This is a genomic window from Cytobacillus sp. FSL R5-0377, assembly GCF_038004385.1.
GTDB lineage: Bacteria > Bacillota > Bacilli > Bacillales > Cytobacillaceae > Cytobacillus.
In genome coordinates this window covers 150,431-175,912 of record NZ_JBBORA010000001.1, presented here as the reverse complement: position 1 = coordinate 175,912, position 25,482 = coordinate 150,431, and the positions used below count along the sequence as shown (strand labels likewise).

The 25,482-nt window shown below is 39.9% G+C and carries 32 protein-coding genes and 1 riboswitch; of the genes, 13 read left to right on the top strand and 19 right to left on the bottom strand.

Going from position 1 to position 25,482, the window contains the following annotated elements:
* Positions 1–10 precede the first annotated feature (10 nt).
* On the top strand, positions 11–565 hold the full coding sequence (locus NSQ49_RS00920) for an HAD hydrolase-like protein (RefSeq protein WP_251283030.1): 555 nt from the start codon (positions 11–13) through the stop codon (positions 563–565).
* Between the two features lie 53 nt (positions 566–618).
* On the opposite strand, the gene NSQ49_RS00915 is transcribed toward NSQ49_RS00920, so the two are convergent.
* From NSQ49_RS00915 to NSQ49_RS00905, 3 genes are all read right to left on the bottom strand, one after another.
* Positions 619–954 carry a DUF3889 domain-containing protein gene (locus NSQ49_RS00915; RefSeq protein ID WP_159868281.1) on the bottom strand — a complete coding sequence of 112 codons (336 nt, stop codon included), beginning with the start codon at positions 952–954 and terminating at the stop codon, positions 619–621.
* Positions 955–978: 24 nt separating this feature from the next.
* Complete coding sequence (locus NSQ49_RS00910) at positions 979–1,122, bottom strand: hypothetical protein (RefSeq protein WP_201306580.1); 144 nt, start codon at positions 1,120–1,122, stop codon at positions 979–981.
* A 111-nt stretch (positions 1,123–1,233) separates the two neighbouring features.
* Positions 1,234–1,641 (bottom strand): hypothetical protein, encoded by a 408-nt coding sequence (locus NSQ49_RS00905; RefSeq protein WP_251283028.1) that lies wholly within the window; start codon positions 1,639–1,641, stop codon positions 1,234–1,236.
* A gap of 156 nt (positions 1,642–1,797) precedes the next feature.
* Between NSQ49_RS00905 and NSQ49_RS00900 the strand changes: the two genes are divergently transcribed.
* Positions 1,798–2,106, top strand: a complete 309-nt coding sequence (locus tag NSQ49_RS00900) for a hypothetical protein (RefSeq protein ID WP_159868275.1) — start codon at positions 1,798–1,800, stop codon at positions 2,104–2,106.
* A gap of 31 nt (positions 2,107–2,137) precedes the next feature.
* Here the strand turns inward: NSQ49_RS00900 and NSQ49_RS00895 are convergent, their stop codons facing one another.
* Positions 2,138–2,710: a hypothetical protein gene (locus NSQ49_RS00895; RefSeq protein WP_159868272.1), complete on the bottom strand. Its 573-nt coding sequence runs from the start codon at positions 2,708–2,710 to the stop codon at positions 2,138–2,140.
* 161 nt (positions 2,711–2,871) lie between these two features.
* On the opposite strand from NSQ49_RS00895, the gene NSQ49_RS00890 reads away from it, so the two are divergent.
* The gene (locus NSQ49_RS00890; protein ID WP_159868269.1) at positions 2,872–3,072 is read left to right on the top strand and encodes a hypothetical protein; all 201 of its coding nucleotides are present in this window, start codon (positions 2,872–2,874) and stop codon (positions 3,070–3,072) included.
* 41 nt (positions 3,073–3,113) lie between these two features.
* Here NSQ49_RS00890 and NSQ49_RS00885 read toward each other — a convergent pair whose 3' ends face one another.
* The gene (locus NSQ49_RS00885) at positions 3,114–3,941 is read right to left on the bottom strand and encodes an aldo/keto reductase (RefSeq protein WP_159868266.1); all 828 of its coding nucleotides are present in this window, start codon (positions 3,939–3,941) and stop codon (positions 3,114–3,116) included.
* 120 nt (positions 3,942–4,061) lie between these two features.
* Positions 4,062–4,268, bottom strand: a complete 207-nt coding sequence (locus NSQ49_RS00880; RefSeq protein WP_159868263.1) for a zinc ribbon domain-containing protein — start codon at positions 4,266–4,268, stop codon at positions 4,062–4,064.
* A 150-nt stretch (positions 4,269–4,418) separates the two neighbouring features.
* Here NSQ49_RS00880 and NSQ49_RS00875 point away from each other — a divergent pair, with 150 nt between their 5' ends.
* On the top strand, positions 4,419–4,802 hold the full coding sequence (locus NSQ49_RS00875) for a globin domain-containing protein (RefSeq protein ID WP_159868260.1): 384 nt from the start codon (positions 4,419–4,421) through the stop codon (positions 4,800–4,802).
* 35 nt (positions 4,803–4,837) lie between these two features.
* Here the strand turns inward: NSQ49_RS00875 and NSQ49_RS00870 are convergent, their stop codons facing one another.
* The 3 genes from NSQ49_RS00870 to NSQ49_RS00860 all read right to left on the bottom strand — a co-directional run bounded on the left by NSQ49_RS00870 (position 4,838) and on the right by NSQ49_RS00860 (position 8,870).
* A complete protein-coding gene (locus NSQ49_RS00870) occupies positions 4,838–5,245 on the bottom strand; it encodes a hypothetical protein (protein ID WP_159868257.1) in 408 nt (135 codons plus the stop codon).
* A gap of 106 nt (positions 5,246–5,351) precedes the next feature.
* Positions 5,352–6,356: a DUF3231 family protein gene (locus NSQ49_RS00865; RefSeq protein ID WP_251283026.1), complete on the bottom strand. Its 1,005-nt coding sequence runs from the start codon at positions 6,354–6,356 to the stop codon at positions 5,352–5,354.
* Between the two features lie 351 nt (positions 6,357–6,707).
* Positions 6,708–8,870 carry a beta-propeller domain-containing protein gene (locus tag NSQ49_RS00860; RefSeq protein ID WP_251283025.1) on the bottom strand — a complete coding sequence of 721 codons (2,163 nt, stop codon included), beginning with the start codon at positions 8,868–8,870 and terminating at the stop codon, positions 6,708–6,710.
* A gap of 169 nt (positions 8,871–9,039) precedes the next feature.
* On the opposite strand from NSQ49_RS00860, the gene NSQ49_RS00855 reads away from it, so the two are divergent.
* Positions 9,040–9,960: a DMT family transporter gene (locus NSQ49_RS00855; RefSeq protein WP_236566291.1), complete on the top strand. Its 921-nt coding sequence runs from the start codon at positions 9,040–9,042 to the stop codon at positions 9,958–9,960.
* Positions 9,961–10,002: 42 nt separating this feature from the next.
* Here NSQ49_RS00855 and NSQ49_RS00850 read toward each other — a convergent pair whose 3' ends face one another.
* Entirely contained in the window at positions 10,003–10,131 is a 129-nt protein-coding gene (locus NSQ49_RS00850; protein ID WP_268891677.1) for a hypothetical protein, read from the bottom strand.
* A gap of 266 nt (positions 10,132–10,397) precedes the next feature.
* Here NSQ49_RS00850 and NSQ49_RS00845 point away from each other — a divergent pair, with 266 nt between their 5' ends.
* Positions 10,398–10,544 (top strand): hypothetical protein, encoded by a 147-nt coding sequence (locus NSQ49_RS00845; RefSeq protein WP_201306579.1) that lies wholly within the window; start codon positions 10,398–10,400, stop codon positions 10,542–10,544.
* Positions 10,545–10,558: 14 nt separating this feature from the next.
* On the opposite strand, the gene NSQ49_RS00840 is transcribed toward NSQ49_RS00845, so the two are convergent.
* Complete coding sequence (locus NSQ49_RS00840; RefSeq protein ID WP_251283024.1) at positions 10,559–11,416, bottom strand: CAP domain-containing protein; 858 nt, start codon at positions 11,414–11,416, stop codon at positions 10,559–10,561.
* A gap of 151 nt (positions 11,417–11,567) precedes the next feature.
* On the opposite strand from NSQ49_RS00840, the gene NSQ49_RS00835 reads away from it, so the two are divergent.
* Positions 11,568–11,744 carry a hypothetical protein gene (locus NSQ49_RS00835; protein WP_159868243.1) on the top strand — a complete coding sequence of 59 codons (177 nt, stop codon included), beginning with the start codon at positions 11,568–11,570 and terminating at the stop codon, positions 11,742–11,744.
* Between the two features lie 193 nt (positions 11,745–11,937).
* Here the strand turns inward: NSQ49_RS00835 and ltaE are convergent, their stop codons facing one another.
* Positions 11,938–12,969, bottom strand: coding sequence for a low-specificity L-threonine aldolase (ltaE, locus tag NSQ49_RS00830; protein WP_159868240.1), 1,032 nt, complete (start codon positions 12,967–12,969; stop codon positions 11,938–11,940).
* Between the two features lie 691 nt (positions 12,970–13,660).
* Here ltaE and qoxA point away from each other — a divergent pair.
* The 4 genes from qoxA to qoxD are packed head-to-tail and all read left to right on the top strand — an operon-like array spanning position 13,661 to position 17,520.
* Positions 13,661–14,653 (top strand): cytochrome aa3 quinol oxidase subunit II, encoded by a 993-nt coding sequence (gene qoxA / locus NSQ49_RS00825; protein WP_159868237.1) that lies wholly within the window; start codon positions 13,661–13,663, stop codon positions 14,651–14,653.
* Entirely contained in the window at positions 14,643–16,619 is a 1,977-nt protein-coding gene (gene qoxB, locus NSQ49_RS00820) for a cytochrome aa3 quinol oxidase subunit I (protein WP_159868234.1), read from the top strand. The genes qoxA and qoxB overlap by 11 nt, the downstream gene beginning before the upstream one ends.
* Positions 16,609–17,214 carry a cytochrome aa3 quinol oxidase subunit III gene (gene qoxC, locus NSQ49_RS00815; protein ID WP_076262280.1) on the top strand — a complete coding sequence of 202 codons (606 nt, stop codon included), beginning with the start codon at positions 16,609–16,611 and terminating at the stop codon, positions 17,212–17,214. The genes qoxB and qoxC overlap by 11 nt, the downstream gene beginning before the upstream one ends.
* Positions 17,215–17,520: a cytochrome aa3 quinol oxidase subunit IV gene (gene qoxD / locus NSQ49_RS00810; protein ID WP_159868231.1), complete on the top strand. Its 306-nt coding sequence runs from the start codon at positions 17,215–17,217 to the stop codon at positions 17,518–17,520. It abuts the gene before it with no gap.
* 100 nt (positions 17,521–17,620) lie between these two features.
* Here the strand turns inward: qoxD and NSQ49_RS00805 are convergent, their stop codons facing one another.
* From NSQ49_RS00805 to NSQ49_RS00780, 6 genes are all read right to left on the bottom strand, one after another.
* Entirely contained in the window at positions 17,621–17,860 is a 240-nt protein-coding gene (locus NSQ49_RS00805) for a hypothetical protein (RefSeq protein ID WP_159868228.1), read from the bottom strand.
* A gap of 122 nt (positions 17,861–17,982) precedes the next feature.
* Positions 17,983–18,261 (bottom strand): hypothetical protein, encoded by a 279-nt coding sequence (locus tag NSQ49_RS00800; protein ID WP_236566290.1) that lies wholly within the window; start codon positions 18,259–18,261, stop codon positions 17,983–17,985.
* 112 nt (positions 18,262–18,373) lie between these two features.
* Positions 18,374–18,694 carry a nucleotidyltransferase gene (locus NSQ49_RS00795; protein ID WP_311315883.1) on the bottom strand — a complete coding sequence of 107 codons (321 nt, stop codon included), beginning with the start codon at positions 18,692–18,694 and terminating at the stop codon, positions 18,374–18,376.
* 18 nt (positions 18,695–18,712) lie between these two features.
* Positions 18,713–19,087, bottom strand: coding sequence for a nucleotidyltransferase domain-containing protein (locus tag NSQ49_RS00790; RefSeq protein WP_311315882.1), 375 nt, complete (start codon positions 19,085–19,087; stop codon positions 18,713–18,715).
* A gap of 179 nt (positions 19,088–19,266) precedes the next feature.
* Positions 19,267–19,866 carry an energy-coupled thiamine transporter ThiT gene (gene thiT / locus NSQ49_RS00785; RefSeq protein WP_159868219.1) on the bottom strand — a complete coding sequence of 200 codons (600 nt, stop codon included), beginning with the start codon at positions 19,864–19,866 and terminating at the stop codon, positions 19,267–19,269.
* 65 nt (positions 19,867–19,931) lie between these two features.
* A riboswitch (TPP riboswitch) is annotated at positions 19,932–20,034 on the bottom strand.
* Between the two features lie 52 nt (positions 20,035–20,086).
* Entirely contained in the window at positions 20,087–21,427 is a 1,341-nt protein-coding gene (locus NSQ49_RS00780; RefSeq protein ID WP_251283048.1) for an MATE family efflux transporter, read from the bottom strand.
* Positions 21,428–21,716: 289 nt separating this feature from the next.
* On the opposite strand from NSQ49_RS00780, the gene NSQ49_RS00775 reads away from it, so the two are divergent.
* Together NSQ49_RS00775 and NSQ49_RS00770 are read left to right on the top strand one after the other, a co-directional pair.
* On the top strand, positions 21,717–23,447 hold the full coding sequence (locus tag NSQ49_RS00775) for an AAA family ATPase (protein WP_251283023.1): 1,731 nt from the start codon (positions 21,717–21,719) through the stop codon (positions 23,445–23,447).
* 182 nt (positions 23,448–23,629) lie between these two features.
* On the top strand, positions 23,630–24,934 hold the full coding sequence (locus tag NSQ49_RS00770) for an ATP-binding protein (protein WP_251283022.1): 1,305 nt from the start codon (positions 23,630–23,632) through the stop codon (positions 24,932–24,934).
* Positions 24,935–24,996: 62 nt separating this feature from the next.
* Here NSQ49_RS00770 and NSQ49_RS00765 read toward each other — a convergent pair whose 3' ends face one another.
* Entirely contained in the window at positions 24,997–25,149 is a 153-nt protein-coding gene (locus NSQ49_RS00765) for a lmo0937 family membrane protein (protein ID WP_159868213.1), read from the bottom strand.
* Positions 25,150–25,482: the final 333 nt, after the last annotated feature.

Here is a 25,482-nt window from a genome sequence, read left to right as displayed (position 1 = left end):
GTTGATTTTTATGAATGTTCTTTGGGATTTAGATGGCACGATTCTGGATACTTGGCCTACTTTGGTTCAGGCTTTTATCGGCATTTCCGGCAAAGAACTCAAACCCGAGGAAGTTCTCTTGCCCCTTAAAAACGGGACAGCTTATCAAAGATTTGATGTTCCTCCTGAAAAAATTAAAGATTTTCGTAAATTGGAAGCAGCTATTAAGCATAATGAGAAGCCATTATTCCCATATGTAAGAGGTATATTAGAACGAAATAACGTAAACGTGCTCGTTACCCATCGAAACCGTCATTCCACAGAGGAGCTGTTGGAGTATTGGAATCTCACAGCCTATTTTGAAAAAGTGATCTGTCCGGAGTATGATGGTTTTTCCTTAAAGCCGCATCCGGAATCTTATGAATATCTTCACCGGCGTTATCATATTGATTTGGCCATTGGCGACCAGGATACAGATTTAATTCCTGCCAGACAAATCGGCATAAAAACCTGTGCGTTCCGCAATCCGAACCCTTATGCAGACTTCTCCATTGATTGTTATTCAAAATTTGAATTTGAGAATTAAAAAACCAGGGACTTCTCATTGAAGAAGTCCCTGGTTATATTCTGAGGGCAGGTTTAATTGGCCGATTTTCGAGTATTAATCCTGATAACTCTTTCTGTTTTTGAATCAAATTCAATATCAATATACAAACCGAACTCTTTGCCGCCATCCTCTATCCACAGCTTGAACTTTTCGATCTCTGTCGTCTGCCTCTTTTCTCTGCCAATATGCAAATAATCAAGGATTTTAGCCCTTGGGTATTTCTCTTTCGCTGTCTCCATAGCCAGTCTGCCCCATTTTGCATATGCTGGTTCCGGTCTCTCTGCATAGGCTTCTCCGGTCAATGCCCGTATGGGAATGTATTCTGTTACAAGCATTAATACCATAAGACTGATCATTAATTTCTTCATCTTAAACCTCTTTTCGGAAAGCTTCTAATCGCTATTGATGTTATTCATAGTTTCTTCCTTCATTCGTTCTTCCTCTTCTTCTACACAAATATAAGCAATTTGCTCTTCCATAAGATGGTGGAGAATATCTTTATCATCCGTACAGGAAACGTCTTTTCTTTTTTCCATTACTTCACTCCTCGCTTTCATTGTAGGTGGATTTACTGAATGAGTTTTTAATGGCTTCAGCTGACGCAGATAACACCTTTTTATCCAAAAATGCCAAATGAAAAACATACATTAATATTGACTTAATAATGAACAGCATAAATAGCTGCAGCTGTGAAAAACGGAGAAGCTTCCAAATCCCCATCTTTTTGAACCAAGTATAAAATAGGCAAAAAAAGCATCAACCACAGCATTCAAAAGAATATACATCAATGGCCTTCCATAAGTCAGTTTTAAAATCCAGATGGACCCTGCAAAAAATGGTCCTAAAACCAATGGAAATTCACCGCTGAGCTTTGAGTGCAAACGAGTTTTAATTGTCCACCATTTGTTCTTTTCAGCAATAATTCCTTCTATCAATACATATAACCCCATAAAGGTTGCTGCCGGATAAAATCGTTTAAAATCCTTCTTGCCTATAAATGGAACAGTCAGCCAGGAAAGGATAATAATAAGCACCAAAAACAGCTTCTTTTTCATCTTACCCCACCTTTTTTTAAAGGTTTTGTATTTAGAGGGAATTTATTCATCCTTTCTGCCTTGTCTAATGAACTTTTTTAGAAATTGGCTGAAAATCGTGTTTTGAAAGTTCCGATATGTGTAATAGATTAACAAGCATAGAAGGAGCTGATCTGCATGCTAACCATGTACAAGTGTAAAAACTTCAATAAAACCGGCAAAGTTCTGCTCCCCAGCAAGTGGCGCAGCCAATTTGGGCTTTTGCCGGGAAAACTGGCGGAATTACGCTTCGATCATGACCAAATTATTATTGAAAAAGCCAATTTGGATTCAACCCACAATAAAAGACTTATTTCTGACAACGGCTCCATCCATATCCCAAAAGAGCTTCAGCAGCTGCTGGAAATAACAGAGGAGGAAGAATATTGCCTTTATATTGATGAAGAAGATGAAAGTTTTATCCTTAAGATGATAACAGAAGACTAAAAAGCTGCGGCCAGTTTCCCAGCAGCAGCTTTTAGCAGATATCTTTTCCCGTTAATTTCGTAAGTGCTATGCAAAACTTTTCCCATCCATTAGGAAAAGCCTGAATCCCCTGACTCTCAAAGATATTTTCCTTTGTAACCAGCTTTACGGACCATGTCACACTATCCAAAATTATTCCCGGATTTTTGTATTCCTCCTGCCACTTCCAAATTTTCAGCCGATATAATTCTTTCTTAAATTCTTCAATGCTCCCTGACACTGCCGGCAGCTCATTTCTTGATGAGAACGAACTTAAATGCCATTCAAAGTAAACAAAACGGCCGTTAATGAAATCCACTTCAATCTTGTACCATGGCCCTGGATAGCCCCCGATACTTACACTTAAAAGAATTGGATCTTTATCAGGGTCAATCGTAACTATATTATTTTTAATATGAAAGAGCTCTCTTTTCCTGCTGATCACTGATTTTACATGTGATAATTCAACAGGTTTCGTGCTGGCTCTCTGATAATTATTTTGCCTGTTCATTTCATCCAGCAAAGAAGGGATTGATATAGCCCCCTTTTTCTCCAGGATGTCCAAAATATTCTCAAAAATGCTCATTGTGTGTTCCTCCATTGAAAAGCAGTGTGGATTTATGTACGAAAGAATGTTTTCTTCCTTAATATCCTTTTTTTCGCCTGTACAAACATTTTGAGGAACTATAGGGGATAGTGAATAAATGATGCCTGCTCATTGCACGCTATGAATCAGGAGGTGCAGCCATGGATCCACTAAAACCAGGAAGCCAAAAACTGCCGGATTTTAAAGAACTGGATGATCGAATGATTGCAAAACATACTTCTGGGCCGACACTGGTAATAAAGACCAATCTTGACCCGGATAATTCAACTGAAGATAATCCCTACTACAAGAATAAAACCGAAAACGATTCAGAAGACTTTCGAGAGTATTTTGAAGAATAAAAGGAAACCGGCAGGCTTGTGTGCCTGCCGGTTTCTCGTATTTAAAAATTGAAGTTGTCGGGGTCCGGACCTATTCGTCTATTTTCATTTAAGCTGCTGATTTTGTCCATATCCTCTGAAGAAAGCTCAAAGTCAAATACATCAGCATTTTCAATGATGCGATGTTCTTTTACAGATTTGGGGATTGTCACAATTTCATTCTGCAGATCCCATCTTAAGATTACCTGTGCAACTGATTTGCCGTACTTTTGGCCAATTTCCTTCAATGCTGCATTTTCAAGAAGCTCTCCCTGTGCGAGCGGTGACCATGCTTCTATCTGAATGTCATGATTCCTGCAGAAGTCCCTAAGCTCAGACTGACTGAGTAAAGGGTGAAGCTCTACCTGATTGACCATTGGCTTTATCTCAGCATCCTTCAATAGATCTTCCAGATGATGAATATGGAAGTTGCTCACACCAATTGCCTTTACTCTCTTCTCTTTATATAGAGTTTCAAGGGCTTTCCATGTTTCTTTATATTTCCCTTTCACAGGCCAGTGAATCAGGTAAAGGTCGATATACTTAAGACCCAGCTTTTCAAGGCTGGTTTCAAATGCATTGATTGTGGAATCATAGCCCTGGTCAGAATTCCAGACCTTCGTGGTAATAAAAAGCTCTTCCCGAGGTACGCCAGCTTCCTTAATTGCCTGGCCTACGCCCTCTTCATTCTGATAGACCGCTGCCGTATCAATGCTTTTATATCCTGCTTTAATAGCTGATTTAACTGACTGGACAACTTCGTCTCCGTTCTCAACCTTAAAAACACCCAGTCCCAGCCAAGGCATTTTGACACCGTTATGTAATGATGCAGCAGATTGTAAATTTTCCATTCTTTCACCTCTTTTATAAAATTGGGTACTGGATAATTTTCTCACATTTCTTTCGGTTAACAAAATTTTTTGCTTTAAAAAAAAACATTGCCGTATGAGGGCAATGCTTGATAAATATATTTAGCCTCCGAAGAAAAAGTCCAGAACATTTCCGGCAGTGGAAGAGTTTTTATTATAAAATTCTGAATACCCGCAGTTTTTACAGTAAACGACCAGAAATCGGTTATGCTGAACATCAAACATTTTGGAAAGTCCAGTACCAGTCATGGCAACTTCTTTTTGGCCGGCGTCACTGCTTCCGCACTTGATACACCCTTTTCTTTCCATACCTTCACCCTTTCAAATGCTTTCTTAATATATACGTGCTAATCGAAACAAGGTTTCAATAAAATTTTACTGTGATTTATATCACATTTTATGTAAGGTAAGTAGTATATACTTGTATTAAAATAATGGATTACGAGCAGGTGAAAAAACGTGCAAGAGTTTAAAACACTATTTGAAGAATTAGGCGGAACTGAAACTATAGACAAACTTGTTGAGGCGTTTTATCCGCGTGTGTATGCAGATCCCGTTTTAAGTCCCCTATTTGAAGGAGACATAGAGGAAATTAAGCGAAAACAAAAAATGTTTCTAACCCAATTTCTTGGAGGACCGCCACTTTACAGCCAGGAGTTCGGTCCGCCGGCCATGAAGCAAAGACATCTTCCATTTGAAATTACCTCATTAAGAGCGCAAAGATGGCTTGCCTGTATGAAGGAGGCCTTTAAGGCGACTGGTCTTGAACAAAATCCTGCTTCTGTCCTTTTCTATGATCGATTAATGCAGGTTGCAGCAATTATGGTAAACAGTCCAGAATGAAAAAAGGACCTTCCGTCCGGAAGGTCCCACATTTATTAAAGTGATTCAAAATATTCTTTTGCATGCTCTGCTGACTGGAACATTTTTACTTTTGTCACTTCTTTTTCATCATATGCAACACCTAAAAATCCATCAGCAAGCTGAAGAATATCTGCTGATGAGGTATTTTCATCTTCAACGACTACTGTTTCTTTCATTTCCAGCTGGCCCTTTTCAGACCATGACTGTACTTCCGCAGAGTAGGTATCTATATTCATACCCTCATCAATACGTTCATCCAGCTCGGCAATTGAGAGTGGCTTTTTTTCCCCTTCGGTGTTAGTAGCTTCATTATATTCCTGGCTGCTGTTTTCTTTCTTTGCGGCTTCATCTTTTTTCTCTTCTCCCCCGCTGCAGGCTGTCAGCATCATGCATGCGGTAAAAGCAAGCATCCATTTACACATTCAGTTTCATCTCCTTCTTTATTTTGTAAGCTAGTATTCTATTACCCCAATTTTCCAGCAGGCACTCATAAAAAAGAAGCATTCCTTAGGAAAGAATGCTTCATCCTTATTTATTTCTGAGTTCTTCCCTATTAAGGGATTGAGGCGGTTTTTCCAGCCAGCCGTTGTCGATCATCAATTTTGCTCCATCGTCAGCAAAATTACCGGCCTTGATCATCATTTTAGCATATTGGATAGCCAGGTCTTTTCGGACACTTGCGCCGATGGCTATTCCGAAGTCCATTACCCCTACCGCTGTTATACTTGAAATGAGAAACATCATTAATTTATCCGAAAAAGGTGCCTTCGTAGAGTCTGTAATCGACCCATCCCATGTGCTTGGATAGGATACATCGTCATTTTTTAACACGTGGAGGAAATATTCAACATGCTCCAGGCTCATGTCATAGCCTTTTTTGAAGTAATTGCTTATCATTTTTTCCTGAGCTACCTGGCTGAAAGCTAAAAGCATGGTTTTGGCAATATTCGAGAGCTCAATATTCGTGCCCAGGTGGGCAATTTCGATGGCCAGCAGCTGACGCTTCTTTCCAATAATTCCACCAAGGAATTGATGGTCTGAAACATACTTTACCTTCTTAGGATATTCAATATAGGGTGATCGAATGAAGAAGCCCTTTTCCTGCATAGCTTCAGACGCCATATCAAATAATTTTTCGGTTTGTTCATAGTATTTTTTAAACATGCTGCGCACGTCTTCTCTAGCGGAGACTGATTTAGCAAGTGAGTAGGCATTCAATCCGGTTCTTCCTAAATGATGCATGAATCTTAGATAGGTTATGTCTGAGAATAATTTAGGAGCGTCAATGTACAGGTCTTCCTCATTAAATCCATCAGGTAAGGGAAATTCCTCCATCTTAAAGAGTGAGGCAATTTCGTCTATGTGATCCTTCGCGATAGTTAGCGCGTAGTTCAATACCGGCAGGACATCCGGGTCTTCATTTGTTTTAATGTAGTGCTTTATACAACAGACTGCTGCTGTATCTGCTATATAGGTATTCCAAAGCATGGCCATTTCGGACGATATTAATTTAGGAATACTGCTGCCGTTCATAAACTCACCAGCCATTTAGGAAAATTATATTTATATACTATAAACTTTATAATAGCCGTTTAATTATAAAGTTATTCAAAAATATGGAAATGGTTTTCCGGTATTAATTTCTATATATGAAAAGCTTTTTTTGTATAAAGTGCTGTTCTTTACCTTTCAATATTATGTGTATTGGAGCAGATTGTTTGAAGAAGAGGCGTCTTTCATGTGGATTGAATCAACTTTTTCAGATTTTCGCTATATATAAGGTGTCTCCCTCCTAAATAAAATGTGTATGTATATTCGAGGATCTCCTGCCTTCCTCTGCAATCAATCAGAAAAAGAACCAGCCGTAAGGCCAGTTCTCTTAGTTTAATTTAACTTCAGTTCTCCTGCTTTTTGGAAAGCATCTGTATGATAGGCATTAATTTTTCCAGGAGATATGCTATAAATGTAGTCACCGATATAAATAAGCCTTTCGATTGCATTTTCCCATTCTTCATAGATTGTTTCTTCTGTCTGATGGGTAATTTTACTTTGGAGCTCGATCCCGTTCTCGACAGTAATTTTGTATATTAACGCACCCTGGAAGTCAAATGTGGATTCAAACTGGCTGCCTTTTTTATTTTGATAGATCGAAATGGGGAGTCCATATAGATTTTTCTTTTTATCCACAAGCAGCGCTTTGTGATCGTAATTTAAAGGGGAATAGGTACCGCGTCCCCCGATGATTTCGTTATCTTTTTCGACAGGATTACTAGTATCACTTACATCGAATAAAGAGATTTTAATACCGTCCGTGGTAATTACAGGCTGGCCGCCAGCTGCTTTTCCTCCGGCAATTTTTGTATCATGTCCAAAGCCTATGAGATGGTTTTCATCCAGGGGGTGCAGGTAATTGCTGAAGCCCGGAATTTTTAATTCTCCGAGAATAGAAGGTTTTTCCGGATTTGAGCCATCAATAACAAAGAGAGGATCGGTTTCCTTGAATGTCACCATATAAATCCGCTCATTCATAAATCTTGCAGAATAAATTCTCTCCCCTTTTGCCAGGTCTTCAAGCTGGCCGATCTGTTTTAAATTCTTATCCAAAATGTAAAGGCTATTGGATGAAGGGTTTCTGACATCCCAGGCTTCCCCTTTAGTTGTTACGACCCTGAAGTTTCCTTTATATTCATCCATTGAAAACTGATTTAAAACGGTTCCTTTTATTTCCGCAGAAGTCTGGAATTCTACCTTTCCGTCTTTTAGATTGAACTTATATATGCTCGTATCCGGATGCGGCATCTTTCTGTCTGCAATCTCTTCATTGTAATGGGTGGCTGCTAAATATAGATTATGTTTGGACATATAAAATTCATTTCCGCTGCCTAAATAGCTAGAGACAGATAATGGCTCCCTGTTGGCTCTTACATTCATCACAGCTATATTAATATAATTTGCTTGATGGGAATCGGGAAAATATTTTATCTTATTGTAATCTACAAACTGCTCTTCCATGCTTTGGGCAGTATCATAGTAGCGGGGGCGCAGGTCTGCATTTTTATGTTTCTCCAATATCCAATATTCGGGATAATAGCTTGTAATTAAATATACTTTTCCATCCATTAGCCTCGAAGCAAGCAGGCTGCCCTCAACCTCTGCCTCTCTGATTTGTTTTGGCTTTTGTTTATTTTCGATATTATAAACAATTGTTTTGGTGGATTGGTATGCAGGTGCAATCATTTTTTCTGAAGGCACATTTCTAATGTGTTTTCGAACATCTTTATAACTGTGGCCCATAACGATTAATTGATTGTCTTCAATAAATAACTGAAAGGGAGTAAAATCCTCACTGAAGGTTAACTGAGATTCCATTTCCATTTTATCTGCCGGAACAGCTTTGATAATCTGAACTTTATTTTCGGAGATTTTGTAGATGTGGGTTCCGTCTGTTTTTAGTAAATCGGCTTCATCGATACCTGAAACCTGCACATTTGTTCCCGAATAATCTGTCCCTGCGGACTCTGCTGAACTCTTTGCACTGCTATCCTCACTTATTGCCACTTCCCTGTCTAATAGGAAAGTCCTTTCTTCTTTAAGCATTTTTGAAAAAAACCTGTTCAATTCATCTTTTGAACCGATTGCCGGCAATGTATTTATTACTTTAAAGGCTGTTTTTACTGATCCATTTAGATTTTGTCCTCTCTTTGTTTTAATATGATTTGTGATGACCAATGTATAATGCGGTGAATGAAGGTTATATCCTTCATCGGGCGGCTGAACTTCTATGGATTTAAGACTGTTTTTGAGTAAAATTTTTACCTTCTCTTTTTCTCCCTCGTCATTCAGAACATAAACTGAAGCACTGCTAACACTTTCTGGATCAAGTTCCTTTGAAAACGTTACCTCCCATACTTTATTGGATAAAACAATTAATTCTTCCTTACTTTCTGCCAAAGAACTGACTATTGTTAATCTGTTAAAGAAAGGAAACGACGTCAGGATTAGTAATGTTATTGTGATGCCGCCAAACAGAAGCCATTTATTTTTCATAATTGACACCCCTTTTTAAGTAAGTTGACGCGTTGCCTTTTCCAATAGTTACAAATTTTTCAAGAAAAACTTTTCCGAAATGAATGAATTTTCTTGATGATAAGGGTAAAATTTTATTTATTACAATTAAGGAAGAAGGTTTTCATGGTTGCTGGATGAGAGAAACAAAATGAACGGTTTTCTATTGCTGATATTAGCGAATATGATATGGGGAGGTAATTTTGTTATAGGGAGAATGGGTGTCGATTATTTCCCGCCTGTTTTCTTTTCCCTTATGCGCTGGATCATTGCCTTTCTGGTGTTAACCCCTTTTATGATAAAGCAGCTTAAGCATGATTTGGCTATTTTAAAAAAACATAAGCGAATCCTGCTGCTTTTAGCTGTGACGGGTGTTGCCGGCTACAATACGATCATCTATTTTGCACTGCAGTACACCACCTCGATTAATGCGTCGGTGGTCAATAGTACAAGCCCCTTATGTATCGCGCTGCTGGCTGTATTTATTTTAAGAGAAAAGCTTCTGGCACATCAGGCAGCCGGAATCATCCTGTCCGTCTTTGGCATTTTATTTGTCATTTCAAAGGGGTCAATTGATGTGTTTCTTTCATGGAAAATAAATGCCGGTGATTTTTACGTTTTGGCAGCGGTTTTTCTGTGGGCATTGTATTCTGTGATCGGCAAAAAATATGCAGACATCTTGCCTTTGCTGTCGGCTTTTTATGTAACCGTATTTCTTGGTATTTTACTTTTGGCACCTATAAGCATGTTTGAATACATTTGGATGGAAGCGGCAAAACCAGTCTTCACTCTTTCCTCCATAGGAATCTTGCTGTATGTTGGGTTTTTAGCTTCCATTATGGCTTTTCTATCGTGGAATTTTGGAGTTCGAATAATCGGAGCGGCTAAAGCAGGGGTATTTCTGAATCTTCTTCCTGTTTTTGCAATTATCTTCGCGCTGGGGTTTACACAGGAAAAATTGTATTTTTATCAGGTAATTGGCGGTGGAATTGTGATTATCGGCGTAGTCCTATCTTCCAGGAAGTCTTTTCGGTTAAAGAATCATTCACAAAAAAATAATTTTTCAGCATAAAAACTCCCCCTCAGCTCCTGGCTTGGGGGAGTTCCATATATATTACCAATCCTGGGTACGTTCTAATAAATGATCAATTTCCACCTGTCTGATCATATGGCCAAGATCTTCTTCGGCAATTTCCGATGTGGCTTCCAATAGCTGATCAATATCCATTTGCACCAATCTCATAACCAGACCCTCCAATATAGCAATCTATGATTTCTTTCCTGATATACTATTCGCTGTTCAGTTGACAGGTATGGGGGCAGTTGAGAAATATTATTAATTATAAATACCCGGCTTTACGGGATATCAATCATTTAGACAAAAAGTAATTGAATGATTGTTCATTTTTCTCACGCCTCAGCTGGCAGGATAATAGGATATAGTGAGTTTTAAAAAATCTTAAAAGGGTATAGAGTCATAAAATACATTGCTGCTTGAAGGTGTCTATTATGAAATCTAACTTTAGTGATTTTGAAAAGCTATTGGAATCTGCCCTTGATAAAGGGCAAACTGATACAGAAATGACCATCCATCAACTGCTTGATGATATAAAGAGTCAGCTTGAACCTATAATCAATAAAAAGGAAATCGGCTAATAAGCCGATTTCCTTTATTTTGCTGTGAACATTTGTGTCCAATAAGATCCGTCCTCTGTATAACCTACGCCAATATGTGTAAAGCTGCCGTTTAAAATATTTTTCCGATGCCCTTCACTTTCCATCCATGCTTGAACCACTTGTTCGGGACTCTGCTGTCCCATCGCAATGTTTTCACCGGCGGTGCTATAGTTTACCCCAAAATCCCTCATCATATCAAATGGTGAACCATAAGTAGGACTTGTATGGGAAAAGTAATTTTTCTGCTGCATATCGTTTGATTTCGCCTGTGCAACACCGCTTAGGGGTTTATCTGCCTTTAAAGCTTTTAGGCCATTCTTCTCCCGTTCTGCATTGGTTAATTGAATTACTTTTGATTCAAAATTGTTTACCTCATCATTTTGAGCTGCTGGTGCCTGTTCATTTTGTCCTTGAGGAGCCTGTCCGGTCCCTTCCTGTGGGGGGGGTTCTCCAGGTGCCTGAGGCTGCTGGCCCTCTTGGTTAAATGGCTGTGCAGGTTGATCCCCAGCCGGTCCGCCTTGTATTCCTTCATTTTGCTGATTGCCTTCTCCAAACTGAATGAGTGGCATTCCGCCATCTTCTGTTACTTGACTATGAGGAAATTCCCCGCTTGGAGTGGAAGTACTGTAAGAGTTCGGGTCAATTGTGAGGTACCCATTATTTACTTTTTGCAGTTCAAGCGGAGCTGTTCCCCGTCTTTCCCTATCCACATTCACATTATTAGGCTGGCTAATTTCTTGAAGGTCATCCCCGGTTAACTCCCCTGTATCCATTCCCTGCTGCGAATTATTACATGCTGCAAGAGTTAGAATCAGGAAAGCACCAATAAAGAAACTTTTCTTTAATAGCATGGTCTTATTCTCCTTTAAAAAGTGTTAGTTTTACTTTTTTATCATACGGATTAAGACCTAAAGTATAGGTGGAAAATTAGAGAAATCTTCAAGAGCCACATTAAAAGCTTTTGCATAGATTATTTTTAAAAATGACAAGGAGGAAACAGCTTTGAGGCAATATATCATTACAGGCATGAATGGTGCGCATTACTACGGATATCCGCAGATCCAATATGGGCCCTGGTGGCAGGCTATCCATCAGGGATACCCCTTTCACAGTGTTTGGCATCAGAGTCATTTGCACACCGGACATTACATTGTTGTTACTCAGCAGGGATATTATTAAATCAAGTTTCGTTAAGCTTTGTGGTTATCAGATCAAGGCAGTCTAATGGATGGGTCTTCTCCTTGTTTTCATCTTCGGGTCAGCACTCCTGATTTGAGTAAAAAAAATACAAATGGTTCTCTTGCCCCCCTGCTCCAATTATCACGTGTGCAGAAATAAAAAAACGCATGCCGGAAGACATGCGTTTGTCATATTAAACAGTTTGTGCTGCTGTTTTTTGAATGGCTGTTATTGCTTGTTCAAGCTGGTTTCTGTTCACATCATAGTGAGTAACGAAACGCACATAACTAGGTCCAAAAGTTCCAGATAGAACTCCTTGGGCTTTTAATTTTTCAACAAATTCCGATGAATTCATCTTAAGGTTTTTTACATCGGCCACAATGATATTTGTATCTACCTGATTTACGATTTCAATCCCATTGATTTGGCCTAGTTGCTGTGCAAGATATTGGGCATTTTCATGGTCCTCAGCCAAACGTTCTCTCATTTGTGTTAAAGCAATAATTCCGGGAGCCGCTATGATGCCAGCCTGCCTTAGTCCCCCGCCAAGTCTTTTGCGCCATTTTCTCGCGGCTGTTATAAAATCTCTGTTTCCTGCCAGTATGGATCCGACCGGAGCACCCAGCCCTTTGGATAGGCATACCTGGACAGTGTCGCAATGCTTTGCTAATTCAGAAGCCGGGAGGTTCAGTGCTGCAGCGGCATTGAATAATCGTGCTCCATCTATATGTACGGGAATGTCATTGGAATTTGCGATACGATGAATATCTTTCATATTATCAATGGGAATCACGGCACCGCCTGCTCGATTATGGGTATTTTCAAGGCAAATTAAGCCAGTTTCAGGAAAATGCTGATCCTCTCCCCTGATGGCAAACTCCAAGTCAGCGGGATTCATGGCCCCTCTTGTCCCGTTTAACGTTCTGGTCTGTACACCGGCGAATGCAGATGGAGCTCCGCTTTCATAGTAAAATATATGGCTTTCTGCCTCGAGGATTATTTCATTGCCAGGACGGCAATGTGTTAATATGGCAATCTGGTTTCCTTGTGTTCCGCTTGTTACGAAAAGTGCCGCTTCTTTTCCAAGCACTTCAGCAGCTTTTTCCTCCAGTATATTTATTGAAGGGTCCTCTCCATAAACATCATCTCCAACTTCAGCTTCATAAGCCGCTTTTCTCATTGCTTCAGTCGGCTTTGTGACTGTATCGCTTCTTAAATCAATCATGTCCTCACCCTGTCTCTATCTAATTTTACTTTATGTTACTGCAGTATTCTGTATTTTTCAATAAATAAGAAAGAGCACTTACAGGCTTTTAATCAAAATCATTTTCCTGTTATGAAAAATCCTTTTCTGTCCGAAGAGTCACCTTTTTTGTATATCTTCCTTTATTATTGAAGGCTCTTTTCTTTTCGTATTAATTTTTGTTTTCTGCTTATAGTGTTGTCCGTTGTTGGCCGCTAAGGATGCTCCTTTTCCGCGAGGCTTGCGCCTAAGGCTCCTCGGCGCTGCGCGTCTGCGGGGCCTCACCTGGCCCGCTACCCCCGCTCTAATTATCTCAGTAATTATAATACAAATAGCAACAAAATATACGAAAACAGCCATGGTGAAAATTTCATAAAAAAAGTTCAAAAGTTGTTCAAAAGTTCGATAATGCAGCAGAACCGTTGTTATATTGCTATTTATAGAAAATAAAAAGCGGTTCAAAGTTCTTACATATATTTCCTTTTGATATTTGTCACAACTTTTCACATTTGCTTATGTTAATATCATTTACACAGTGATAACTAAGTTAAATAAAGGTTTCAGGGATGTGCAATTTTGCCAGCAATATATTTTTTTGACATCTTTGTGAAATTGCGCACATTATTTGTGAATTATTTAACAATAGTTTTGTTTAAAGGAGATGAAACATCAGATGAAAAAAATGCTGCTCTCTCTAACAGCTATATTGCCGATGCTTTTGCTCAGCGGCTGTAATATGGTTGTTTTTGAACCGCAGGGTCCTGTAGCCAGAAGCATTACTGAATTAATTAACTGGTCCCTGATCTGGATGCTTCTTGTTGTTGCAGTCGTATTTGGATTATTCGGCTACATTGTTTGGAAATACCGTGAAAAACCTGAGAATAAGGATTATGAACCACCCGAGGAGCATGGGAGTACACTCCTTGAAATTATCTGGACCGGGATTCCGATCTTAATCGTCATTGCGTTAACGATCCCGACCGTTAAAACCCTTTATGCGCTGGAAGAAACACCAAAGGGCTATGAAGAAAAAGAGCCTATTACCATACATGTTACATCTGCTGACTGGAAATGGATTTTCAGTTATCCCGAAGAAGGCATTGAGACAGTGAACTATGTCAATATTCCCGAAGATAGGCCAGTACTCTTCAAAATGACTTCCGCAAGTACCATGCAATCTTTTTGGGTGCCTGCACTTGGCGGACAGAAGTACACCATGCCGAAGATGGAAACAGAATTGTATCTTGTTGCAGATAACCCTGGATCATACGAAGGCCAGAACACGAACTTTAACGGCCGCGGATATGCGGATATGAAATTTGAAGTGCTTGCCCAAACACAGGAAGATTTTGACCAATGGGTTGAAGATGTTAAGGATACAGCACCTAAATTGACAGAGAAAGAGTATGAAGGACTGCTGAAGCCTACTCATTTAGGAAGACTGACATATTCAAATACTCATTTAGAATGGGTAAATCATGCTGATCCTCACTCTAAGGCTTATACAAACCCTGAACTTTACAGAGGCCATGGATACCAGGGCAAGACATTTGAAGAAGACGATAATTACAAAAATGAGAACCCGAATGTAATTGAAGGTCATGGCAAAGACAGCGGCCATGATGACAGTGAAGAAAACCATGGAGGTGGCCATAGTGGGCATTAAATGGGATGAGTTTTTTATTACCGGAGATCCCCTTATACTAGGTTCCCAGATTGCCATTTTGCTGACAATGATTGGTGCAGTGGCAGGGATTACCTATTTGAAAAAATGGAAGTATCTGTGGACAGAATGGCTGACTACTGTTGATCATAAAAAAATAGGTATTATGTATATCATCTCCGCGGTATTAATGTTTTTCCGCGGCGGGATGGACGGCCTGCTGATGAAAGCTCAGACTGCGCGGCCTGAAATGGAATTTTTGAATTCCCAGCACTATAATGAAATCTTTACAACACACGGCGTTATCATGATTCTCTTCATGGCTATGCCGTTCTTGATTGGATTAATGAACGTTGTCATTCCGCTGCAGATTGGTGCACGTGACGTTGCCTTTCCACAGCTGAATGCTCTAAGCTTCTGGCTGTTTTTCAGCGGAGCTATGTTATTCAATATTTCCTTTGTCATTGGAGGATCGCCTGATGCAGGCTGGACTTCCTACTTCCCTCTTGCAGGCAAGGAGTTCAGTCCGGGAATCGGCAATAACTTTTACGCCGTCGCCCTGCAGATTGCCGGTATCGGTACATTAATGACAGGTATAAACTTTATCGTTACGATACTGAAAATGAGAACAAAAGGCATGACACTGATGAAAATGCCGATGTTCACGTGGACTACTTTTGTTACATCAATTCTGATTGTGGCTGCGTTCCCTATTTTCACAGTCGCATTGGCATTGATGACATTCGACCGTCTGTATGGAACACATTTCTTCACGGTATCCGGCGGAGGCATGGATATGCTTTGGGCTAACCTGTTCTGGCTATGGGGCCATCCAGAGGTATATATTGTTGCCCTTCCTGCTTTCGGGATTTTTTCAGAGGTTATTGCGACCTTCTCAAGAAAATCATTGTTTGGCTACAAGTCAATGGTATTTTCCATCCTTGGAATTGCGCTTCTAAGTATGGTTGTATGGGTCCACCATTTCTATACAATGGGATCAGGACCTGCGGTTAACTCATTCTTCTCCATCACGACAATGGCAATAGCCATACCGACCGGAGTTAAGATGTTCAACTGGCTGTTTACGATGCGGAAAGGCCGCATTAAAATTACTTCTGCCATGCTTTGGGCACTTGCATTTGTCCCATGCTTCGTTATCGGCGGGGTTACCGGTGTCATGCTGGCAATGGGTGCAGCAGATTACCAGTATCACAATACATTATTCCTTGTTGCCCACTTCCACTATGTATTAATTCCGGGTGTAGTATTTGCGGTATTCGCCGGTCTTTACTACTGGTGGCCAAAAATGTTCGGCTTCATGCTGAATGAAAGAATCGGCAAATGGCATTTCTGGCTGTTTGTAATCGGCTTTAACGTAACATTCATGCCTATGTTCTTCCTTGGTTTAAACGGAGCTGTAAGACGTGCATACACGTACTCTGCCGAGTCTGGTTTTGCACCTCTATTCATGCTTTCAGCCATTGGTTCAATCGTTCTGGCAGCCGGATTCGCGGTATTCTGCTACAACATTTACTGGAGCATCCGCTATGCAGACAGAAATATTTCAAGCGACCCATGGGATGCTAGAACATTAGAATGGTCTACTGCATCGCCTGTTCAATTCTATAACTTTGCTAAACTGCCGGAAGTCAAATCCCTTGATCCATTCTGGCACATGAAGAAAAAGAATGAAGGCTTAACGTTATATGACAGTGAAATTGAAGAGATTCATATGCCAAGCAATTCTTGGCTGCCGATTTATATGGGTGTCATCTTTGGCATCGCAGGCTTCCTCCTTGTATTTGAATGGCACATTGGTGCAGCAGTCGCTGCGATCGGCATTTTCGCCGGTTTAATCATCCGTTCATTCGATTACAATGAAGGCTTCCATGTTAAAAAAGATGAAATCCATCGAATTGAAAATGCGTGGAGAAAAACAGAAGGAGAGGTGCACGATCATGTCAGCTAAAGTGGATACTTCCCTGCCCCTTGAATATCAGACTGAGCAGGACCGCATGAATATTCTCGGCTTCTGGGTTTTCCTTGGCGCTGAAATCGTTCTATTTGCCACTCTGTTCGGAGTATACGGTGTATTATATGAACGCTTTGCTGGAGGACCAACACATAAGGATATCTTTGTCATCAAGGATGTCATGATTCAGACAGTCCTCCTTTTAACAAGCAGCTTTACAATGGGCATCGCCATTTTTGAAATGCGCCGCCATAACCTGAAAGGGCTAATCACCTGGCTGGTGATTACCCTTGCTCTTGGCGCAGGCTTCCTGTTCATGGAAATCAATGAATTTGTCCATTATGCCCATGAAGGCGCAACGATGCAAACTAGTGCGTTCCTTTCGAGCTTATTCGTTTTGCTTGGAACACACGGTGCCCACGTTACATTGGGTATTGGCTGGGCTACTATGGTTATTATCCAGCTTTTAAAAAGAGGCCTTACCCCTACTACAGCAAGAAAAACGTTTATTATCGGCCTTTACTGGCATTTCCTTGATGTAGTCTGGATCTTTATCTTCACATTTGTTTATCTGAAAGGACTGGTGGCTTAAATGGAACATCATCAATCAAAAAGCTTCCCGATAAGCCATGTCATTGGATTTATTGTTTCTCTTGTGCTGACTTTTGCAGCAGCAGGAATTGCTTTATATACAAACCTCTCTTTTAAAGTGATTATGTGGATCATTGGCTCCCTGGCTGTCGTTCAGGCAGGAATGCAGCTGTTCATGTTCATGCACTTAAGAGAAGGTGAAGACGGCAAGACAAACTTAGTCAATATGATTTATGCGGTATTTATGGTTATTGTTATTGTAGTGGGTTCTATCTGGGTCTTAACTTCTGGACACGCTGCACATTAAATCAGCACATGCCCATCCTCCCAAAGCACCTTTACCTCGAGGGTGCAGGCGCTGGAGCAAGACAGTACAAAAAAACCGGTCTCCCCGTTGGAGGCCGGTTTTATTTGTATTGTCTGATTCCCTTGCTTCCCTTTGTCATTTCTTCCATCACATTGATAAAAAACCCGAATCCGAACAGCAGCATAGACGAAACCATAATACTTAAACCGATGGATAATACATACTCACCAGTGATACCGCTTACAAAAAAGCTTGAAATAAAAACAATAAATCCTATTACAATACCTGCTGCTGTACTATTTCGGAAAAAATGCAAAACGCGCTGCTGTTGAATTGTCATATTTTCATCCCCTTTTATTTAATATTCTAACTATGTTCACAAATTTGTCAAACTTTTTGTCACGAATTTGTCAAAATTATTTTTCAATAAAAAACGCCCTGCATAGGCTGCAGAGCGTTTTTCTACTGATATAGGTTTTTAATGTTCTCCAAATCTTCCTTTAGACTGCAAATTTCCTGACGGGTCAGCATAAGCGGCATTTGATCGTAAAGTGTAATTATTTGCCCTCCCTCATCTTCTTCATGAAGGGTAAGATAATTATACAGAGTTTCACATTGATGTTTGTTGAGGACCGACTGGGTATTGAAGCTTTTTACTTTTTGAATCTCAAAAGCACTGGTTTCCGCATCAAATACGCCAGTTATGATATTTCCCTGCAAAGTATTGGACAAGGTCTTCACTCCCCTTTTTTGAGTAATATACCCATTATTCAGAAGCAATTTCCTAATATATCAAAAAAACTTTGGAAATATCATTTAATTATAATTATATTCTGCAGCATAGTAATCAGATTTACTTTTTACCTAAAGTAAACCCTTCAAATAGCCTCCCGCCAAAGGGTTCAAGCACTTTATCAATCAGGATAACTATCTTTTCAATGTTATTTGTTTTATAAAACGAATCAAATGCTTCAACGAATTCGTCTGCAAGTTCTTTGTCGTGGTGAACTAATGAACGAACAAGCCATTTAGATGATCCAATCCATTTACGATTACTGCGAAGTATGAACTCACCCACTAACTCCCCGAGTTTACTTGCAATAAAAATTCCTTCTCCTCTGTTTTGGCATCCGATTAAATCATCTAGTGCATCTGTGATGAAATATCTCTTCAAATCGATGGTTTTTTTTGATCATGCTTTTGGTCCTTGTTCCAGCAGTTCTTTCGCTTCTTTCTTTATGCCTGCTATAAGACCTGTATCTTTTAGTATCTTCCCTTCACTAACCATTCTTGGCATAGAAGGTTTTGCTTCTTTACAATCACTTTCAAAAAAGAAACGATAAGACGTTAAATTATGTACAAATAGTTCAATATTCCAGCCAAACTCAATGACCGATTCACGATAAGAAGAAACTAAATTATCATCAAAAATGACAAGATCTAAATCAGATGTTTCAGTTGCTTGTCCACGAACAACACTCCCAGCCAATAAAGCTCCCTGACAATTTGGAAAATGTCTTTCAACAAATTGGACGGCAGCTTCTATTGGTTCAGGTCTTTTTTTCATTTTATTTACTCCCTTATAAAGAATCTCACTCACAAACTATAATATTACATGAATTTTCCAAATATCTTGAATTGGAAAGTTTAATCCATTTGACAATAAAAAAGCAGACCAATCACTATGTAAATTAGTCTGCTGAATAAAGCTCTTATCGAATTCGTGGAAATATATCAAAGGAGTTATCAGGAGGCACTTTTGTGAGATTGAAGGCCTTCATCCGATTTTTGAATAATTAATCTTGGTGCCGACGAAATAATGAACACGGCCGCGATTGAGCAGAGAATGGCCGCTCCAAGCATGGTAGCCCCGTTAGCCAGGAAGGAAAAAAGAACCGGCGACATCCCTTTTGGCGCATAGCTTCCGAAGAAAAGAACACCTGCTATAAAATGCCAGAAATACCGGGCGAAGCTTCCGATAAATACTGCCACGACTACCCAGCCAAGCGCTTTCTTCCTGCTGCCGGTGCGCAGCTGATTTTGAATAACACGATAAAACAAGCCGGCAAAACCGATACAAGCAAATGCAACAAAATACTCAATAAATGCCTGAAGCGGAGTGGCAATCCAGGCATCTCCCATGGCGATCTGCAGTATCCCCCATAAGAGTCCTGCAATAAAGCTGACTTTAAATCCTCTTCTAAAGGCCAGAATAAAAATCGGAATCATCGCCACAGATATAGAAATGGATGGCGACAGCTTGATAGATGGCAGAAGATCAAGAATGATAGCGAATGCTGCAAAAAATGAAGCCTCTATCATTGCGATTAAGCTTAATTTCTTCATAAAAAAATCCCCCTTTAGTCTCGAGACGATACCCCAAGGGAGAATAAGCAGACAGAATAGTGCAACTGCCTTTTATTCCACATTCCTGCGCTAGCATTAACTAACAGGTTCAAAGGGTCAGAACAGCGGGCTGTTCACTCTCAGCGATATGCTCCCCTTGTGGCACGTTATTGAATTATTCGCTTTTAGTATATATGAAAGAATTAATGGTGAAAAGAAATTACTCCTCCTCTCCAAAAATATTTTGTTTATCCCACTTGCCTTTTCGATAATACATAAAGGCAATAACACTGCTAATGCCAAAACTGATCCCCATTCCTGCTGCAATTCCCTTATCCCCTATATACTTTGAAAATAGATAAGTTAAAGGATATCGGAGGATCCAGAATGAAATGATATTGAGGATAAGAACTTGAAACATGGCGCCTGAGGCTCTTACCACACCATTCAATACAAAATTAATGCCCAGGAGAGGATAGAAAAAAGCAATGATTTTCAAATATTCAGTGCCATAGTGTACTGATTCTTTATCCTGTATAAACAGGTGCACCCCATACTCTGCAAATAGGAACGTCCCCAAAGCAATGATAAACATGATGGCAAGATTGTAGAGGACTCCGTACAACGCTATTTGATGTACCCGTTCCCATCGATTTCCTCCTATATTTTGACCAGCCATACTATTGACTGCAGTCCCCAATGCCATGGCAGGAAGCATTATGATACTGTCGATCCGCTGTGCTGCACCAAACCCTGCAACGACGTCACTCCCAAAAGAAGTAACGACAGACATAATAGCCATAACGCCAGCCGATATGACAGTCATTTGGAGTCCTGAAGGAATGCCAAGCTTGAAGATCAGCACGGCCTCCTCTTTGTGAGGCCAAGATGGAATTGTAAATGGCGCCAGCTTTTTGCGGAGTATGAATATCATGCCGATCAAAAAGGCGACTCCCTGTGAAAGGATGGTTGCATAGGCGGCCCCATCAATGCCAAGCTGAAATACTGATATAAAAAGAGGATCGAGAATTGCATTTAACACGACAGCTATCAGCACAAAGTACAGGGGGCTTTTGCTGTCTCCGAGTGCTCTTAGTACAGTTCCTATAAAGTTATACCCGAATAAAAACAAAATACCAATGAAGTTAATCTGCAAATACGATGCAGCCTCTCCGGCCATTACGGCAGGTGTGCCCATGAAGGCCAGAATTCTTTCCGCAAGCAGGAATCCGGCTATTCCAAGAACAACCGACAAAATGGTCTGTATGACGGTAAAGGCATTTAAATAACGCTTAAGCCCCTCTGCCTGATCTCCGCCTTTTTGCTGGGATAGAATCGTTAATGCCGCATTGTTTATTCCAATGATAAATGAAAGTACTGTAAAGATTACAGTGCCTGAAATTGCAACAGCCCCCAATGCATCAGCTCCCAGCAGATTCCCAACCCACAGACTATCAATAAATTGATAGGAAACCTGCAGGAGATTAGTGAGCATTATGGGAGTTGAGAACAACAAGAGCTGTTTAAAAATATTTCCTTTTGTAAAGTCCTGCTGAGCCATTTTAACACCTTTTTCCCCTATATATTTCAATATTTTTATCAACAGAAATCGCTTATCCGCTTTTATTATTCACTATTTCACATTCAGTTTCCAATAAAATGGTTTGTACTAGACTTCCCCCCTGTCACATATCTTTCACATTTATTAACCCTATGAACGCTGTTGTAGCACACTTTCTAATGAAGGATATTATTTTTCCATAATTTACAATGTTTAAAAAGAGTTAAGCCCTTTTATTAACAATTTTAATTTCTTATAATGTAGGTATGTTCAATGAGGAGGGAATTGGTTGAAATCACTTTTAAAGAAGCCTTCGACGATTATAACTATTGCATTGGTAGTCACGGTGATTTTGGCGGCGGTTATTTGGACCGTACAAGCAGGAAATAAGGATGTGACAGTCCCGTTTTCTTCTGTGGAAAAAATTATTGCCTCCCAGGATGGAAAGATTGTTACAGTACAGGAATATAAAAATGGGAAACTGCTGATCACAGCTCCTGATGGCGAGTACATCTCTCATGTGCCTCCCAACAGTGATATGGTTGATAAATTAGTAGAAACCTATAATATTCAATATACATTCGCAGCCACAGGGCCCTATACACCTTGGATACTTGGCGGCATAGTCCTTTTGTTCATTGCCATAGGAATTTACCTGTTTAAGTCAGGAAAAGGCGGAATGGGCGCAACAAATACAATGAAGCAAAGTGTATCCAAGCCTAAAGCCCTTCCTGCCATTTCGCTTGAAGATGTAGGCGGAATTCAAGATGAAATGAAAGAGGAAATTATGCAGACTCTTTCGATTTTAAAAGAACCGGAGCGCTCATTAAAAATGGGCATTAAGCCTCCGAAAGGGATTCTTTTATACGGACCTCCCGGAACGGGAAAAACATTGCTGGCTCAGGCAATCGCCAAGGAATTGGGAGCCACATTTTTCTCAACAAGCGGTTCCGGGTTTAATGAATTATTTGTCGGTGTAGGAGCATCCCGAGTCAGAAACCTTTTCCAAAATGCCAGGAAGTATTCTCCTGCTGTCGTCTTTATTGACGAAGTAGATGCACTTGCAGGACGAAGAAAGCAGCATGGCGGAGAAGAAAGTGAAAAAACGTTAACTGAACTGCTGGTCCAGCTGGACGGCGGACACTCCAATGACGGAATATTATTTATTGCCGCCACGAACCGGAAGGATATGCTTGACGAAGCCTTCCTTCGTCCTGGACGGATTGACTTTTCTTTCAATGTCCCTCTTCCTGATACTAAGGGCCGGAGAGAGATCATAAATATTCATACACGAAATAGGCTGCTGGCTGAAGATGTCATGACAACTCTTGGCGATCTGGCAGAAAGCACTTCCGGTTTTTCAGGTGCTGATCTTCATTCCCTGTTCGAAACGGCAAGCCGCAGAGCTGTCCGGAACGGCCAGGAGATTATCTCAAAAGAAGATTTGGATTATGCGCTTGACCGCACTATCCTGGGAACCACCACCCGGGCTTTACAGGATGCCGGAACGAAGCAGCGGGTTGCCATTCATGAAGCTGGCCATGCTTTAGTGGCTGCTTTAACAAAACCGGGTTCCGTCCGGAAAGCAACCATCATTCCGCGTGGCGAAGCACTTGGGTATGTAGCTCCTATTCAAAAAGAACTTCATTTATCAACAACAAGTGAACTTCTTGACCAGGTAGCCATGATTCTCGCTGGCGGGGTAGCAGAACGAATGATACTTGGCGAACACAGCATTGGGGTAAGCGGCGATGTTAAACAAGCGAAGCATATCATCGAGCAAATGGTTGATACGGGGTTACTTGATAACGGATTTGAGCTTACTTTCAACAAAGGCCAAAAAGAAGCCAAAATGCAGGATCTTTTCCAGAAAGCATTGGAAAGATGCGAGTTAATTATTGCGAATCACCAGCCGCAATTTAAAGTCCTGGTAGAGGCCCTTCTTGAGAAGGAAACACTCGAAGGCAGTGAAGTACAGGAAATTGCAGGAGAATTAAAAACTGAATTGGTCATAGCGTAATGTGAAACCGGTCCTCTGAGGGCCGGTTTTTTTATGATAATAGGACATCGGAAATATATTAGGGTAATGTTAAGGATGCCAATTATTTTGAATACAAAAGTAAATAAATGCTTTTATATAAAGGATTCTTCCTCTCTTTTGTTTAATTATTAATATAGATAAAAAATGGAGGAATGGTACTTTTGTATGATTTTATTGCTGACCTGATATTTCACTTTCTGATTATGATGCTGATTCCTTTTATTCATAAAATCTCTTCTCAGTGGAGTGGACGATGGAAGACTTCTGTACCGTTTTTATCTGTTTTAATAATGGCCCTTTTCCTGACAATGACTTTTCCAGTAGAAATTACGGGCGGCCAATTTTTTAATCTGAAATTTATTCCTATTTTTGTCGCATTTTTTTATATTAGCTCGTTTGCAGGATTTTTTACAATATTTGTATTAATTACTTTAAAGGGGTTCCTTTCACCTGAAGATATCTGGATAGCGCTAATAAATTACACTATTATTTCCGTTCTCTTTTTCTATGCGGGAAAATTTTATAAGAACCGTACATTTGGACAAAAAGTCAGTATAGCTGCATTATTCTATCTTCCCATCACCATTACGAGGTTTGTTATTTTCCTCCAAAGGGATATAAACGAAGACGCTGTTTATTTATTATTGTTTTCTGCAGTTTCGATCATAACTCTTTCCATGATCATTTATCTGGTTGAAATGAATCTGCTTCAGGAACAAATAATGCAAAAGGTGAAAAATGCGGAAAAAATCAATGCAATCAGTCAGCTGGCCGCTTCTGTCGCCCATGAAATCAGAAATCCGATGACCACTGTAAAAGGGTTTTTGCAAATGATGAAGGATGAAAAAAATCTTACTGCGAATCAAAAGACGTTTATTAAAGTCTCTTTGGAAGAGCTTGACAGAACTAATCATATAATAAGTGATTTTCTTTCACTTGCACGCCCGGATACTGCAGCTGCAAGGAAGGTTTATCTTTCAGAATTATTATTGGAAGTGGCTGATTTTATGAGGCCTTATGCATTAATGACAAAGGTTGAAATAAAGGCAAGCATTTTTGAAGGCATCTATATTGTTGGTAACCCAAATGAAATGAAACAATTATTTATCAATTTATTGAAGAATAGTATTGAAGCCATGCCTGGCGGAGGAATCCTGGAGATTTCAGCCTACAAGAAAAATACAACTGCAGATATACAAATTAAAGATGAAGGTGTCGGAATGTCTAATGAAACACTTCAAATGCTCGGACAGCCCTATTATTCGACAAAAACAAAAGGAACTGGCTTAGGGCTGATGATAACGTTTGATATTATCAATCGATTGAAAGGAAAATATTTAATCGATAGTACACCGGGCAAAGGAACAACCTTTACGATTTCCCTTCCTTTATTTTACTCTTCTGAAGAGGTTCTGAGCCCTTCATTCCATAACGGAACTGAAAGACAGCATATAAAGGAAAACTAAACCCCAAAACTTAATAATAAACCAATGAAAAAAGCCTCCATAAAAATGAAGGCTTTTTTCATTTATCCCCTGCCGGATGCACGGCCTCTTATAAAGTTTACTACAATGATAATCGCTGCGATTACCAGCAGTATATGAATGATGCCTCCTGCAATTTTAAACATTAATCCCAGAATCCATAATACAAGCAGAATACCTGCAATAGTCCAAAGCATGCCTTTCCTTCCTTCCTGTCGTTTTTACAATATAAATACCCTTAATGTAAAAAGAAAAAACATTGCCGTACTTTTTATCGCCGTTACAATGTTAGGTTTTGCAAGGGATCCCTATTTTTATTCAGGAAGTATTTTATTATGCCGCACTTCTTCCGGGCTCTCTTTTAATAAAGTGGAATGCCCATTCAACCATGAACTGGCAGTTAAAAACGTTCAGGACACCCATTCTGCAAAAGCAAAATAAAATTCAACAAAGCCTTCCGTAATTCAAGCACTATTTGTTTGCATCCATTTTTCGATCATTGCATATACTATATTCACGGCCGCCCACCT